General features: G+C 43.8%; 14 protein-coding genes. 12 read left to right on the forward strand and 2 right to left on the reverse strand.

Annotated features, from left to right (window positions below; genetic code table 11):
* Positions 1-244, reverse strand: a 244-nt coding sequence (locus IV64_RS14640) for a helix-turn-helix domain-containing protein (RefSeq protein ID WP_237757311.1), incomplete at its 3' end; no start/stop codon positions are given.
* Between the two features lie 438 nt (positions 245-682).
* Here IV64_RS14640 and IV64_RS04180 point away from each other — a divergent pair.
* The 11 genes from IV64_RS04180 to IV64_RS04225 all read left to right on the forward strand — a co-directional run bounded on the left by IV64_RS04180 (position 683) and on the right by IV64_RS04225 (position 12,543).
* The gene (locus tag IV64_RS04180) at positions 683-1,291 is read left to right on the forward strand and encodes a LysE/ArgO family amino acid transporter (protein ID WP_057705892.1); all 609 of its coding nucleotides are present in this window, start codon (positions 683-685) and stop codon (positions 1,289-1,291) included.
* Positions 1,292-1,358: 67 nt separating this feature from the next.
* Positions 1,359-2,483: an aminotransferase gene (locus IV64_RS04185; RefSeq protein WP_057705893.1), complete on the forward strand. Its 1,125-nt coding sequence runs from the start codon at positions 1,359-1,361 to the stop codon at positions 2,481-2,483.
* A gap of 140 nt (positions 2,484-2,623) precedes the next feature.
* Positions 2,624-3,091 (forward strand): arginine repressor, encoded by a 468-nt coding sequence (argR, locus tag IV64_RS04190; RefSeq protein ID WP_057705894.1) that lies wholly within the window; start codon positions 2,624-2,626, stop codon positions 3,089-3,091.
* Positions 3,092-3,188: 97 nt separating this feature from the next.
* Positions 3,189-3,311 carry a hypothetical protein gene (locus tag IV64_RS14735; RefSeq protein WP_157061032.1) on the forward strand — a complete coding sequence of 41 codons (123 nt, stop codon included), beginning with the start codon at positions 3,189-3,191 and terminating at the stop codon, positions 3,309-3,311.
* A 256-nt stretch (positions 3,312-3,567) separates the two neighbouring features.
* A complete protein-coding gene (locus IV64_RS04195) occupies positions 3,568-5,709 on the forward strand; it encodes a transglycosylase domain-containing protein (RefSeq protein ID WP_057705921.1) in 2,142 nt (713 codons plus the stop codon).
* A gap of 71 nt (positions 5,710-5,780) precedes the next feature.
* Positions 5,781-6,125 carry a YlbF/YmcA family competence regulator gene (locus tag IV64_RS04200; RefSeq protein ID WP_057705895.1) on the forward strand — a complete coding sequence of 115 codons (345 nt, stop codon included), beginning with the start codon at positions 5,781-5,783 and terminating at the stop codon, positions 6,123-6,125.
* Between the two features lie 219 nt (positions 6,126-6,344).
* Positions 6,345-7,559: a metallophosphoesterase family protein gene (locus IV64_RS04205; RefSeq protein WP_057705896.1), complete on the forward strand. Its 1,215-nt coding sequence runs from the start codon at positions 6,345-6,347 to the stop codon at positions 7,557-7,559.
* Positions 7,549-10,038: an ATP-binding protein gene (locus IV64_RS04210; RefSeq protein ID WP_057705897.1), complete on the forward strand. Its 2,490-nt coding sequence runs from the start codon at positions 7,549-7,551 to the stop codon at positions 10,036-10,038. The genes IV64_RS04205 and IV64_RS04210 overlap by 11 nt, the downstream gene beginning before the upstream one ends.
* 19 nt (positions 10,039-10,057) lie before the next feature.
* Positions 10,058-11,044 (forward strand): 3'-5' exoribonuclease YhaM family protein, encoded by a 987-nt coding sequence (locus IV64_RS04215; protein WP_057705898.1) that lies wholly within the window; start codon positions 10,058-10,060, stop codon positions 11,042-11,044.
* 18 nt (positions 11,045-11,062) lie between these two features.
* Entirely contained in the window at positions 11,063-11,614 is a 552-nt protein-coding gene (locus IV64_RS04220) for a hypothetical protein (protein ID WP_057705899.1), read from the forward strand.
* A 563-nt stretch (positions 11,615-12,177) separates the two neighbouring features.
* Positions 12,178-12,543 carry a YxeA family protein gene (locus IV64_RS04225; RefSeq protein ID WP_057705900.1) on the forward strand — a complete coding sequence of 122 codons (366 nt, stop codon included), beginning with the start codon at positions 12,178-12,180 and terminating at the stop codon, positions 12,541-12,543.
* 156 nt (positions 12,544-12,699) lie between these two features.
* Here IV64_RS04225 and IV64_RS04230 read toward each other — a convergent pair whose 3' ends face one another.
* Positions 12,700-13,521, reverse strand: coding sequence for a helix-turn-helix transcriptional regulator (locus IV64_RS04230; RefSeq protein ID WP_057705901.1), 822 nt, complete (start codon positions 13,519-13,521; stop codon positions 12,700-12,702).
* Positions 13,522-13,751: 230 nt separating this feature from the next.
* Here IV64_RS04230 and IV64_RS04235 point away from each other — a divergent pair, with 230 nt between their 5' ends.
* Positions 13,752-15,065 (forward strand): sensor histidine kinase, encoded by a 1,314-nt coding sequence (locus tag IV64_RS04235; RefSeq protein WP_057705902.1) that lies wholly within the window; start codon positions 13,752-13,754, stop codon positions 15,063-15,065.
* The last annotated feature ends 2 nt before the right edge of the window (positions 15,066-15,067 follow it).

A 15,067-nucleotide genomic window follows, 5' to 3' on the forward strand; every position in this document is an offset into this window, starting at 1 on the left:
TCGCTAGCTGCAAAGTACGTGCTGATAACGCATACTGCCAATCAGCCTTATTCGCAACTAATTCATTCCGAACCAAGTAAGTACTGGGATGGGGACTACTGGAATCAATCGTATATAAGTCATACATGTCATTCCAAGTAGCCAATCCCTCATTCCAGCAATACCTGCGATAATCACAAAGTCTACCGAGCACCTTTCTCATATGACGATTAGGATAAAGTCTTACTTTTTGTGTTCGGATCATCAGCATCATCACCACCCAAATTAGTGTTGTCTTTTCACTTCTCATTATAATTTAGGCCGCTATTGATGTCAGTGATTTGATCATCGAGAATGGCTGCTTTGGGATAAATAAGACTGACTTAGTTGGGAAAGCCGCAACACGAATTTTCACTTTTTTACAGCAAATGAACTGTGCTGGCTTATCGCTAGATTTAATCGTAACCAAGCTCGCCACCTCCATATTTACTCTCTATGGGGAGCTTGGTATTTTTTCTACATAGTTCTACATTTTTCTATATTTTAGTCAATGATTGCACCCTCCTGAGTGGTTGGGTGAAAAGTGGTGAATTGGTTGGCTACAAAATTAATTATCTCTATTATAATCATCTCTGAATTAAAAGCTAGTTAAGCAATTGGGGATTTCTAAAAGCTTAACTGGTTGGTACGGAGGTAAAAAGGAATGCAAGTTTTCTTACAAGGTTTATTATTCGGTGTGGTCTACATCGCACCAATCGGAATGCAGAATCTATTCGTGGTCTCAACGGCGATTGAACAGCCCTTACAGCGGGCGTTGCGGGTGGCATTGATCGTGATCTTTTTTGACGCGTCGTTATCATTAGCCTGTTTCTACGGTATTGGTAAATTACTACAGGCCACACCGTGGTTAGAAATGGCCGTGCTGTTGGTCGGTAGTTTACTGGTCTTTTACATTGGCTGGGGCTTATTGCGCGCGAAGGAGGAAGCCATGGGAACGATGAATGCGGATTTCTCGTATAAGACGGCAATCATCACGGCCTTTTCAGTAGCTTGGTTGAACCCGCAAGCGATTATTGACGGGTCCGTCTTGTTAGCGGCCTTTCGGGTTTCAATTCCAATGGAACTGGCCCATTGGTTCATTATCGGTGTTTTGATTGCTTCGGTTGTCTGGTTCATTGGGCTCACCAGTTTAATTAGTAAGTTCAAGCACTTGATGCAACCACGGGTCTTATTGTGGATCAACCGGGTTTGTGGCGCAGTGATAATTTTATACGGTGTAAAATTATTGGCGACCTTTGTGACTAAAATTTAGTTGCAGTCTGGGAAAGCAATCGGTATGCTTGAGCTATTGGACTTTTTTATGGAAGGAACGATAGCATATGCAAATTGCCGGATTTGGGGTTGAAGCTTGGCTCAACGAGCATGAGCGCGAAGCAACGACGGATATTAGTCAAAGCTCGGTTTCAGCACTGACCATGGCGGAAGTGACCGCGCTGGATGGACAAGGCGGTCAGCAGTTTTATCAACAACTCAACCAAATGCGGTTAGATTACGGTTGGATTGAAGGTTCGCCAGAGTTTAAGCAGCTAGTTAGTGGGTTATATGAACGGGTCCCAGCGGAAAACGTGTTGCAAACGAACGGGGCGACCGGGGCCAATCAACTGGCAATTTACAGTTTGATTGAACCCGGAGATCACGTTATTTCCCTATACCCGACTTATCAGCAGTTATACGATATTCCGAAGTCATTAGGGGCGACGGTTGATTATTGGCACATTCGTGAATCCCATGACTGGATGCCGGATATCGATGAATTAAAAGCGTTGATTCGGCCAAATACCAAGATGATTTTGCTAAATAACGCGATGAACCCGACTGGCGGGCTCCTTGACCGCGCAATGTTAGAAGCAGTCGTAGCAGTAGCACAATCGGTTGGGGCGTACGTCTTAGCGGACGAAGTTTATGAACCCTTGGATGGGACGCCGTTTACGTCGATTGCTGACGTGTATGACCGGGGCATTGCCATCAACAGTTTGTCAAAGACGTACTCGGCACCGGGTCTGCGGATTGGTTGGACGGCGACGTCTGATACTAAGATTGCTGATCTATTTCGGAAGTACCGGGACTATACGATGATTTCCGGTGGGGTTTTTAATGACCAACTGGCGGTCTTGATCTTGCAACATCGTGCGGAGATTCTGGCGCGCAATCGGCAGATTGTTAGCCGCAACCTGAAGTTGTTTACGGATTGGGTCGCAACCCAGTCCCGGGTTAGTTTGATTGCACCACACGGTATTTCAGTATCGTGTATCAAGCTAGACGTGCCGTTAACGGACGAACAATTTTGTTTGAATCTATTGCGCGATACCGGGGTCTTACTTGTGCCCGGATCACGGTTTGCGATTCCGGGACACGCCCGTCTCGGTTATTGTACGGATACGACGACGTTAAAACGGGGTCTGCGGTTGTTGGGTGATTATTTAAAACAGTTTGACCGAGATTAACTCAATTTTTATTCATCTTTTTTATTAGCATAACTTCCTGACAAACTGGGAAATTATGCTTTTTTTGCGGTGTCTAGCGTAGTTAGCCGCATGAATATTTGTTATAATGTATTCATAATTATGAAGGGGAGGTCCCGCACATGAAAAAGACTGATCGCCAAGCAGCGATTGATCAACTGATCAACCAGTATCCGATTGCGACTCAGGAAGAACTGATGGCCAAATTAAAGGCGGAGGGGATTGCTGCAACGCAGGCGACGATTTCGCGGGACATCCGTGAAATGCAAATCGTCAAGACGCCGGACGAACACGGACAAGCCCGCTATTCAATTTTTAAAGCGAGCGGTAAGAATGAACAGGATCGGCTGTTTGAAAGCTTGCACGACGTGGTAACGGGAGTCGACCGGGTTGAATTTATGAATATCATCCATACGTTGCCTAGCAATGGGAACTTGTTAGCTGCAATTATCGATGATTTGAAAATGCCCGAGGTTAGCGGCACGTTGGCCGGACATGATACGATTTTTGTGGTCAGTCCGAGTGTTGAGATCGCCAAAGAATTACACGCGTTGATAATTAGCCACGTGGCAAATGAAGATGAATTATAGAAGTAAATCGTCGGCTTGCCGACGATTTTTTTGCAAAGTTGAGGCGGTCACGGTATTATTTTACTTAGACAACTAATAGAGAGTGAGATGTCATTTAGTGAAGTATACAAAAAAACGGACATCCCGAACCAATCAAAAAAAACGGGATGCCACTTTTGAAAAATTCAAGCAGCAGCAAAATGAATTGAATGCCAATCGGCGGGGTGTCCGTCGTAAATAAAGCACAAGGCGACCCAGTCTTGGGCTTTTTTTGTCGCGGTGAGTGGCTTGTTATGATTAAAATACGTTAGTTAATGATTGTGTCAGCGACATATTTTTGAAGATTTGTTCAAGGTTCATCCCCAGAAGTTAGTAAATGGGGATTTATGATACAATTATCAAAGCTAACAAGTAACGCGGTGCCGGCACCGTCAGTTAATGGCGGGGCGTGTTGGTTGATTAACCAACAACGGCACTGGCTGAACAAGGGGAAGATTATGCAAAAAAATGGTTTTTGGGCCACGGTCAAAAATGGCTTGCAAGTCATTGGTCATTGGCTGCAACCATACTGGCAGCGATTAGCTGCCGTGGTTGGCTATCAATGGCACCGGCGACAATTAACACGCTGGCTGATCGTGCTCATTTTAACGGTGATCTTGATCGGGAGCGCCTATTTAACTTTTGAGGCCAAAACGTCTAAGATCAGTCATTTACAGGCCGAACTTGAAAAGGTCACGACAATCTATGATAGCGACAGCAAGAAAGCAGGAACCCTATACTCGCAAAAGGGCACTTACGTCCATTTGAGTAGTATTTCAAAGAACTTGCAAAACGCGGTGATTTCAACCGAAGACCGTAACTTTTACAAGGAACACGGTTTTTCCATTAAGGGGATCGGTCGTGCGGCAATGTTACTCGTGGTCAATAAGTTACTTGGTCGCGACTACATCAGTGGTGGTGGGAGTACGTTAACGCAACAACTGGTTAAAAATGCCTACTTAACCCAGCAGCAGACCTTTTCTCGTAAGCTACGCGAAATCTTCTTATCGATTGAAACGGAAAACGTTTATTCTAAGCAACAGATTTTAGCGATGTATTTGAACAATGCTTACTTTGGGCACGGTGTTTGGGGCGCTGAGGATGCTTCCGAACGGTACTTTGGGGTGCACGCCTCGGAGCTGAGTGTTGATCAGGCCGCAACGTTGGCCGGGATGCTGAGTTCGCCGAGTGGTTATGATCCAATCAACCACCCGAAAGCGTCGACCGCCCGGCGAAACGTCGTTTTAAATAATATGGTTGCCAACAAAAAGTTGTCGCAAAGTGAATACGAAATGTACACCAAAAAAGCGATGACGTTGAATGACAATTATCATTATGAAAGTCGGTATAACTATCCGTACTACTTTGATGCGGTTATCGATGAAGCGATTAACAAGTATGACCTGACGGAATCTGACATCATGAACCGGGGTTATAAGATTTATACGTCACTTAATCAGGATGATCAGACACAGATGCAGAACTCGTTTAAAAATCCTAACTTATTCCCAGCGAATGCGGATGACGGGACTAAGGTCCAGGGGGCTTCAATTGCGGTTGATCCGTCAACGGGTGGCGTTTTAGCTGTTGTTGGTGGCCGTGGTAAGCACGTCTTTCGGGGCTTTAACCGGGCCATCCAAATTAAGCGGCAACCGGGATCAACGATCAAGCCGCTTGCGACCTATACGCCCGCACTGGAAAACGGGTATACTTACGATTCAAACTTGTCTAACAAGAAGCAGACTTTTGGCGCGAATAAGTATGCGCCAAAAAACTATGACAACGTTTATTCTTCGTCGGTGCCAATGTATACGGCGCTAGCGCAAAGTATGAATATTCCGGCCGTGTGGTTGTTAAATAAGGTCGGCGTCAATAAGGGCTATAAATCAGTTAAGAAGTTTGGGTTGCCGGTCACTAAATCGGATGATAACTTGGCGTTAGCCCTCGGTGGGTTGACTTCCGGGGTGTCACCTGCGCAGATGACGAGTGCCTATACTGCTTTTGCCAATGGTGGTAAGAAGACCACGGCGCACTTTATTACGAAAATCGTGGATGCGAGTGGCAACGTGATCGTTGATAATACGAAGACTAAGGACAAGAAGATCATGTCTAGCAGCGTTGCTAAGGAAATGACCAGTATGATGCTCGGAACCTACAATAGTGGGACCGGGGCTGCGGCGAAGCCTTACGGGTATAAAGTTGCTGGTAAGACTGGGAGCACGCAGGCCGATTATAGTACCGGTTCGGGTACCAAAGATCAGTGGATGATTGCTTATACGCCGGATATCGTGGTGACGACTTGGATTGGGTTTGATAGTACGAACAGTACGCACTATCTGAAGAGTTTGTCGGAAAATCAACTGTCCTCACTCTTTAAAAATGAATTACAAAACATTTTGCCGAATACTAAGAACACGAGTTTTGACACGCAGGATGCCGCCACTTTGGCAAACGAAGCTGCAAATAACAATAATAATGATTCTGATAGTAATGGTTCTGTTTGGAACAGTGTCGAAAAGGGTGCTAGTGACGTTGGTAAGGCCGTAAAAGACACTGCCAAGAGCTGGTTCTCACAGGCTAAAAAGTTAATTGGAAACTAAGGCTAACGCTATTAAAAAATTAACAAAAATGCTAAAATAATTACGACACATACTTCGAGGAGGAACTAACGATGGCCGTTAATATTTACGATACTGCGAACCAATTGGAACAAGATTTACGTCAAACCAAAGAATACAAAGAATTGCAGACTGCTTATGAAACAATGAAAGCAAATCAGAGTGCGTTTGACCTCTTCAAAGATTTTCAAGAAATTCAAATGCAACTTTCACAAAAGCAAATGAATGGCGAAGAACTTTCCGATGAAGAAGTTAAGAAGGCACATGATCTTGCGGATAAAGTTGGCAATGTCGATGAAATCAAAGCCCTAATGGGTAAAGAACGCAACTTAAACCAGCTGATGAATGATTTGAATCAGATCATTACGAAACCGGTTCAAGAACTTTACAACGACTAGTTTGTAGAGAGTGGGACAAAAGACGGTTAGCTTGTGAGCATTAACGTGAAATCAGCGATTATTCCTGGGTTTGGAATGGTCGCTGATTTCGGGTTAAGCGGAGCAAGCTGCCTTTTGTTGCACGTTTCGACCATAGTAATAGAAAAACCGTTCAGAAATATTTAATATTTTTGAACGGTTTTTGAGTTTTACCCCAGACTTTTTTTGATGGAGGAAAAAATGAAATTCTTACACGCTGCGGATTTACATTTAGATACACCCTTTTTAGGGCTGAGTGACTTGCCGAATGCGCTGCAGCAGCGCTTGATCCAAGCCCCCTTGACGGCTTTGCATCGCCTAGTTGATCTAGCGTTAGATGAACAGGTCGACTTTGTGTTGCTCGTGGGGGACTTATTTGATTCACAAGCGCAGAGTGTGCAAGCGCAGGCTGCCTTGATGAACGAATTAGAACGGCTTCACCGGGTTCAAATTCCGGTGCTCTTGTCATTTGGAAACCATGATTTTCAGGCTGACTTAACGACGTGGCACTTTCCAAGCAATGTGCACGTCTTTGGCCCCCAAGTGACGACGGTCACCCTGACGACCAATGCACAGGAAAAGGTTGCTATCAGTGGTTTTAGCTACAGCCAACGCTGGATTCAAACTGATTTGACCAGCCAATACCCGTTAAAGACGAGTGCGGTTGATTATCAGATTGGGACGCTCCACGGACAAGTTGGCCAGGCGGGAGACCACTACGCCCCGTTTAGCGTTGGGGAATTGTTAGCCAAGCACGATGATTATTGGGCGTTAGGTCACATCCATCAACGCCAAGTATTAAATGCCCAGCCACCCGTCGTTTACGCGGGTAATATTCAGGGCCGTCACCGTGGTGAGACCGGCGCGAAGGGCTGTTTAATCGTTACGAGTCAACCGGATCATACCTTGCAATCGACCTTCAAACCGCTAACGGACATTATTTGGACAGATATAACTGCGGATTTAACGGGAACTTATACCCGGTCAAACTTATTGAATGCTTTAAGTGATCAACTCAATCAGCAGTGTCACGATGGCTTGCAACTAGTCAGTCTGATGTTACCAACTGCGGCCCAATTGGACGCTAACGCCCAGCTGGCACTTAATCAGGGGGCCCTCTTGGCGCAATTGCGGGAACGGGCAACTGAACATTGGTGGCCCGTTCAAATTGAGCAAGCGGTCAATTCAGCTGAAGCCACGTCCTTTGGCGTCAACCAAGCAACATGGGAGTCCGCTGGACAACAGGTTGTGACGGCGGATGCGATTGCTGATTTAGCGGCTAATTTATTAAATGAAGACTTTTTAAATACGGCATTATTAGAAACGATGACGCCAGCACAATGGCAAGCGCAGGTGATGCGGTTGCTGACGGATCAATATCACGTGACGACGGGGGGGACGAACGATGTGGATTAAGCACGTTGAAATTGCTGGGTTCGGTAAGTTTCACCAGCAAAGCTTTGACTTTGCTGACGGGCTACAAGTGGTTTACGGGCAAAATGAGTCGGGCAAATCAACCTTACGCGCCTTTATTTTAGGAATATTGTTTGGATTCCCATCCCGCCGCTATCCCGTTGAACGCTACGAACCCCAAGCGACTAGCCAGTATGGTGGGTCGTTGGATTTAGTTGTGGACGATGTGACTTATCGGTTGACTCGGCTAGGTGATCAAGCGGCTACCTTAATTAATTTGGCCACGCAAGCTCCCCAGCCCTTGTCGCTACTGGCGCATTGGTTGACGCCCTATGACGAAGAACAGTATAAGCAATTATTTACGTTTAATCAGGCGGAGCTAACGGCCATTAAAACGTTGCGGGCAAGTGACTTGAATACACAGTTGCAACAGGTCGGTTTAGTTGGAAGTGCGCCGTGGCGGGCGACCGCACAGTCCTTACGGGATAACGCGGATGAACTCTATAAGCCCCGTGGCCGTAAGCCGGAACTCAACCAGGCCCTGCATCGCTACCACGACCTTCAGATTCAGGTTCAAGCGGCCAAGCAGAATTATCCGGCTTATCAGGAACTACAGGCCCAGATTCAAAGCTTGCAGACGGAACAAGCCGCAAGTGAACGGACGTTAAACGAGTTAAACACGCAACAGCAACGGTTAGCGGAATTGCGCAATCAATGGCCGGTGTATCAGCAGTTACAGCAATTGCGTGCACAAATTTCTCAGGATGGCCAAGTGCTGACGCCGGCGGAAATTAAACGGGCGCAGCAATTATTGCAGCAGCAAACCGATTTACAGCATAGTTTGGCCGGGGCACGGCAACAGTTGAGCGAGCAACCGGTCGACGAAGAGTCCCAAGGGTTACTCGGCTTTTACGTGAAGCATCAGACAGAATTTGAAACGTTGGAAGGCCAGCTTCCAACGCTGCAACAAGCATTCGGTCAGTATCAGGCTTTGACGGCGCAAGTGGACCAGGCTAAGACAACTTATGAAACGCAATCACAAGCTTACCCGGAACTAATGGCTTGTTTATCACCCACAAAAAAGGACGCCTTAAAAACGTTGAAACAAACGGTGACAAACTGGCAACCAGTTTCACGCCAGCAACATCAGCAACAACGCCAACTCGATTGGCGATTAGTTGCGGGTGGTATTGGCGTGGTCGCCGGGGTCTTTTTACCGCTTGGTGCTTTGAAGTGGTTGCTGGCATTAGCTGGTTTTGGACTGTTGGGCTGGTTTGGCTATGACGAAATGAATAAACCGGCTCCGGTGAGCGCAGAACAACCGGATTTAGGCGCTCAGTTGACCGCTGCCGGGTTATCATCGCAGCTGTCCGTAGAAGAAGCACGGCAACAATTAGATCAAATTGCTGAACTGCAACGTGCCCAAGCGGCGGTGACGTCTGCCGAGCAACACGCGGCCACTCAGGCTAGTCGCGTTTGGCAATCACTACAGGACTATCAGTTTGCGGCGGGGTGGATTCCAGTGGCTCCTGATCAGTTACCGTTAAGCGTTAAGCGTGTGCAGCAATTTTATGAGCAAGTGCACCAACTATTACAGAAACAAAGTATGGCTGGACCGGACTTTGCGTTCACTCAACGGCAAGTCCAACAACTGACGGAACGGGTACGGGAAGTCGCCAATCGGCTTCAACAGCTGGCGGAAGAAAATGGGTTGGCGAACGCGGACGATTTAGCCGCGGCAATTGAGAATCAGGCAGTTCAGACGGCGACAACGGCCACGATTGCACAATTAGAGCAGCAGTTGCCACAGTCAGAACAGACGGCGCTACGGGCTTATGCAGACGTGACCGCGTTACAGACTAAGATTGGGGCTGTTCGCCAGCAATTAGGGACGACACAAGCCCAATTGACGCAGCAAACCAGCGCCTTAGTTACCGCACAGACCAAGCTAAAAAGGTTAACGGAGGACGGTCGTTACGCCACGCTACGGCAACAACAGGCCAACTTGCAGACTGAAATCAGCGTGTTAGCCCGCCAATGGGTGACGCGGCAGTTAGGCGCAAACTGGATCGAACAAGCACTGCAAACGTTGACTAATCAGCAGTTACCCGCAGTATTAGCGTTAGCAACGACGAACTTCGCGCGTTTGACTGGTAAGCGGTATAATAAAATTAATTTAGACGGTAATCAATTGGTGGTCACGACCGCCGCGGGAACCCGCTTTGAAGTTGCATTCTTGTCAACTGCGACTAAGGAACAGCTATACTTGGCGTTGCGCTTAGCACTGATTGTCCATTTAGGTGAGCAGGCCCGGCTACCGTTGATGATTGATGATGGGCTGGTCAACTTTGATGACCAGCGACGGACGGCTGCGTGGGACTTGCTAAGAACGGTTGGGCAACAACATCAGTTGATTTATTTCACTAATGAGACGGCCGCGAAGACCCAGTTAGCGACGGATGCTGTTCTTGAATTAACTTAACCTGAACGGGGGACTTAATATGGCAAAAAAATTATTTGATTATCAGTTGGATGAACCGGTTGAGGGCTTCTTTTTGTTAAAAGATTCTGAAGTTCGAATTGCTAAGAATGGCAAAAAATTTCTGGCCATTAATTTTCAGGATATTTCCGGTGAAATTTCTGGAAAATTTTGGGATGCGAGTGACCAGGACGTTGAGAACTTCCAAGCTGGCCGAATCATCCATTTGAAAGGTAAACGGGAAACCTATCAAGGTAATCCCCAAATCAAGATCCAACAAATGCGGTTAACGCATGCGGGTGAGCCGCAAGAAGTCCAGCAATTTGTGGAACACGCACCACTGAATACGCAGACGATGGAAGACGAAGTCAACCAATTCGTGTTCGCCATCACGGAACCTAATTGGAATCGCATCGTGCGCCACCTCTTGACCAAGTTTCACGCGGACTTCTTTAGTTATCCCGCGGCTAAGAAAAACCACCACGCGTTTGCGGGTGGCTTAGCGTACCATACGTTATCAATTTTAAAGCTGGCCAAATCCGTGGCGGATGAATATCCCCACGTTAACCGACCGTTACTCTACGCTGGGGCCATTTTGCATGATATGGGAAAGACCATTGAAATGTCCGGGCCCGTTTCAACGACTTACACGTTGGCGGGAAATTTAGTCGGGCACATTGTCTTGATCGACGAACAGATCGTTGAAGCTTGCCAGCAATTAAAAATTGATGAACAGTCTGAGTCGGTGTTGATTTTACGGCACATGATTTTGGCCCATCATGGGTTGCTGGAATATGGGTCACCAGTACGTCCCCACATTATGGAGGCGGAAATCTTACATGATTTGGATGAACTGGATGCGTCAATTCAAATGATGCAGACTTCAATCGGCCATGCCGAACCCGGGACTTATACGGAACGAATCTTTGCGATGGATGGGCGTAATTTCTACCGGCCGACGCATGATCAGACGAAGGGTGATTTAGATGGCCATGCGTCGCAAGATTAGTTTTCGGGAGGTGGGCGCATGCCTAAATTAGTGCCCGTGACGGTCACTAACATTGCAACGCATATTAGTCAGCGGCCAGCGTACATGACCTTGGTGATTAATGGTCAGAAATATTCCACGGCACGTAAGCAGACGCCGTTTATTTTGAAGGCTTTAAGTGAAGGGGCGGCCGCGCACGGTCGGGTGACCATGACGACTAATCGGGTGAGCCTCGCTGATGAGTACGGGCATGTCTTCCAGACGTTAGCCCCCTTAGCCAGTGTTATCACGACGGTCAAGGTCGGTCTAATGCGCTCCAAGGTTCATGAAATCGGGCCTGCCCGCCGAATTAAATCGCGGTATACACTGATGATTGATTTAGTGACGCCGAGTGCGACGTATCAGTTGCTCAACACGGCGTTAAACGGGTTACCCGCACTAGTAGCGTGGGCACAGGATTACCATTTAACCCTAGTTGATCCACTGAACTTAGCTGGGCATGACTTGACGCAGTTGACTGAACCAGTCTTCGAGGCCATGACGAGTGGCACGCCTTATTTTGCCTGGTGTCAGACGATTGGTGCTCGGTAATAAACGTGTCGTATAGGAAAATCTTTTAGAAAATAAATAAGTCTATCATAAATGGTTTTTTAAATTTCTAACTTAATTTTATAAACGTAAACACCTAATAACTGACCGTCTTCCAAGTGACAACTAAATAAGATATGATTGCCTCATCAAATAAATTGGTGAGGTGTTTTTATTATTATCCCGATTTATTCACAAAAACAGCCTGAAATCTTGTTATCTTTAGTGATAAGAGATTTCAGGCTATTTTTGTGAATAAATCGAGACATAATAACATCTCCCCAATTGATTAATTAGAACATTCAAATATCTCAGAAAAATAATTATACACAAAATTTCAAAAGTGAAATATAAAAATAAAATTAATTAAAAATATCTATATTTTTCAGCAACAAAATAGTATAATTCTTTATATTGTCAATATGAAGAATTGGGGAAAGGCACATTATGACTAGTTTTAAGTATGTTTCACAATTAGATGAAACAGATTGTGGCGCTGCTGCATTAGGATTTATAAAGGCAGCTGAACACTTTGGCTTTCTGGCACAGTCACTAAGGAGAAATAAATGTTAAAAAAAAGGTTTATTGATCACATAGGCATATTGTTACTCGGTATATTAATTATTGAAATTATCGGGACACTTGCGTGGCAAAGGTATAGGTATGGAGGAGATTATTACTATATGACCATTGGACACAGTATAGGAACATATACTGTGGAAGTTCCAGTCAATATTCCAGTTAAGGCGTATATATACCGTAGCGTGGCAAAAAATGATCAAGGGCAAAAAAAGGTGCTTACATTAAAGACAGATAATGTTGATCCGGGACCGTTTAAAAAAGGGGCAGTTGTACGCTTAACGGTTAACAAACATTATGGAATCACAAACTACAAAGTAATTAAAAACAAACAGCATCAAATGAAGTTCTAATCCGCTCACCAATCTGGAAGGTAAATACAATTGTATGTGGTTTCTAGGTTGCAAGTAGTAAAAAAGATAAATGACCTGTTAACATTTCTCCTATTGGACCATTTAGGATAATGTATTAGGCTATTTATCTTTTTTAATTTGTATGTTGAGTTTCAATTAGTCAAATTCTTCGGAAGTGAACGCCGATAAAACCGATGAAATCTGTCTATATGAATCTCCAACCTTCTTAGTTTCAGAGTTCTTTAAATAAATATTACTAAGCATGGAATAGTAGTCAGAAACGAAAAAAATTGTTCGGTATTGTTGATTCAATTTCAATCCCCTTTGACAATACAATACGACTTTTTCATCATTATCTTGCGATGCGTGAAAGTTAGCAATTTGAGCACAAATATAGCTGAGTTCAAAGGTTTCAGCTCTTGGAATCTCCCAATTTTCTTGAACAGCGTCTTCTACAATTTTCATGAAGTAGGCTTCCCGTTCTGCTGATCCTTGCTGTCTATTTATCAAGCCTTTAAGGGTAAAGGCCAAAAGTGCATGGATATCGTACATATCTCCATGACTGTTTACGATGATCTTATCAATGAAGAAGGATGCGTCAGAATAAGCCTCGTGAGAGTAGTTCAAAAGAGCTTCAATGATGTATAGTTTTTGTTGATGAAAATGTGAAAGCTTATTATCATTTATTGTGGAAATCATATCCTCATATTTTGAATGACCGTCCAAAATTAAGTCGGTTTCAATACTTTTTAACAGTATATGTTCGTCAGCATCCGTATCGGTAACAAAATCAGAAAATGTATCATTAAGTGTTATATCTAATCTTTTACAAATCTTGAATAATATTGGGACTGAAGGGGCAATATTATGTTTTTCAATTTTACTTATGGTGTTTTGTGTACAGATGTCCTTTGCTAATTCAGTTTGATTCAAGCCTTTGATTTTTCTCTTTTCAGCAATAATAGACCCTAAAAACATTTAACAAAGCCTCACTTTTTTATGTAAATTTTCTATATCAATTATATAATTTTATCACTATAAGACTGAAAATGCTCTTTTTATGACTGTTGGATAAAATTTGCTGATAATTATGTTATATTAACTACGGAATTAATTAACATACAAAAAGAGTGTGAGCTTCAATAACTTCATTTACAATTTTATGGTCATGGCATTGGGGTCGCGGTTAATATTATGGGAGCTTTATTATGATTCAGTTAACATTAGGTATCGGGCAATTTGTTGATGCGTTCACTATCGCTTTAATATTTGTCTTATTGAACATGGTTGTTCCAAATATGTTTAAAAACATACAGAACTGGATTGTTTTAGGACTTTCCGTCATTGTTCTAAGTTTATTAGATGACGCATTTAATGGTGCAAGTGATATTTTACTTGTGCCAATTTTTTGTGGCCTGATAAAGTTTTCACCTTCACTACCTATAAAAAACAAGTTAGTAATTTTATTAATGCTTGGTATAGATGTTGTAATTTCTACTGAGTTAACAGCATTAGTTGTTCTATCTCTAGGGATACCAATTGGAGGAGTGGAGTTTGCTTTTGCTTGTGTAGTACTTCAATGGGTCCTAGCAATCGGTCTTCTCAAAACAAGCCGACGTGCTTATGTTCGATTTATGAATAAGATAGGATTAAGTGGGGTCACACTCACAACTTTTATTCTTATGAGCTTGGGGCTTCTGCTTTTGGGAATTTTTGGAGTTGTACTAACGGCTAGAATTTTGAATGCTCAAACTAAAATGCTGGCTGTGACACTAGTAATTATTGCATTGTTTTGTGTATTTAACTTTATTGGATTTGCTTTATACGCAGCGGCTTTTTTGAAAAAACAAAAAGCTGACGATGAAATAAAACAGCTTCGAGAAACTCAGGTCTATGTTGAAGAGTTGGAAAAAAAGTATGAACAACTAAGAATATTTAAGCACGATTATAAAAATATGTTGGCATCTCTATCAGTTATGTCACAAAAAGAAAATGCTGGCCAATTGAATCAGAGTATTAACGCGTTACTTGAAGATAAGGAATTAACAACTGATACGCACACCACAACACCTGAGCAAATATTTAAGATTAAGGACGCGTTGGTTCGAGGCATGATATATCGTTATTATATAAGATCCGAAAAAAATGGTGTTTCAATGAAAGTGGAAGTGGAACATCAGTTAGAGGCTTCCGATTTAAGCGTTCCAATCACCAGATGTTTAGGAATCCTTTTGAACAATGCGTTGGAGGCTAGTTCATCACTAGGAAAGTCTAAAATTACAGTCTCTATATTAAATGATCATTCTTCAACTGATTTCATTATTGAGAACGATGTTTTGTCTGATCAAACCCCTGACATGAATCGTATCTATGATTCTAGCTATACGACAAAGGGTGCTGGACACGGTTTAGGATTGGCAAGTATTAAAAAGATAAGTCAAAGGTATAACAACATTTTTTTGGAAACAAAATGCCAAAACAGTAAGTTTACTGCTTTCTTGTCAGTCACGGAGGAAAAATAAAG

This window comes from Lactiplantibacillus xiangfangensis (genome assembly GCF_001438845.1).
Lineage (GTDB): Bacteria > Bacillota > Bacilli > Lactobacillales > Lactobacillaceae > Lactiplantibacillus > Lactiplantibacillus xiangfangensis.

Bases quoted from the DNA above. Each gene is read 5' to 3' on its own strand.
- IV64_RS04180 (WP_057705892.1), top strand. From the start codon at position 683: ATGCAAGTTTTCTTACAAGGTTTATTATTCGGTGTGGTCTACATCGCA.
- IV64_RS04185 (WP_057705893.1), top strand. From the start codon at position 1,359: ATGCAAATTGCCGGATTTGGGGTTGAAGCTTGGCTCAACGAGCATGAG.
- argR (WP_057705894.1), top strand. From the start codon at position 2,624: ATGAAAAAGACTGATCGCCAAGCAGCGATTGATCAACTGATCAACCAG.
- IV64_RS04195 (WP_057705921.1), top strand. From the start codon at position 3,568: ATGCAAAAAAATGGTTTTTGGGCCACGGTCAAAAATGGCTTGCAAGTC.
- IV64_RS04200 (WP_057705895.1), top strand. From the start codon at position 5,781: ATGGCCGTTAATATTTACGATACTGCGAACCAATTGGAACAAGATTTA.
- IV64_RS04205 (WP_057705896.1), top strand. From the start codon at position 6,345: ATGAAATTCTTACACGCTGCGGATTTACATTTAGATACACCCTTTTTA.
- IV64_RS04210 (WP_057705897.1), top strand. From the start codon at position 7,549: ATGTGGATTAAGCACGTTGAAATTGCTGGGTTCGGTAAGTTTCACCAG.
- IV64_RS04215 (WP_057705898.1), top strand. From the start codon at position 10,058: ATGGCAAAAAAATTATTTGATTATCAGTTGGATGAACCGGTTGAGGGC.
- IV64_RS04220 (WP_057705899.1), top strand. From the start codon at position 11,063: ATGCCTAAATTAGTGCCCGTGACGGTCACTAACATTGCAACGCATATT.
- IV64_RS04225 (WP_057705900.1), top strand. From the start codon at position 12,178: ATGTTAAAAAAAAGGTTTATTGATCACATAGGCATATTGTTACTCGGT.
- IV64_RS04230 (WP_057705901.1), bottom strand. From the start codon at position 13,521: ATGTTTTTAGGGTCTATTATTGCTGAAAAGAGAAAAATCAAAGGCTTG.
- IV64_RS04235 (WP_057705902.1), top strand. From the start codon at position 13,752: ATGATTCAGTTAACATTAGGTATCGGGCAATTTGTTGATGCGTTCACT.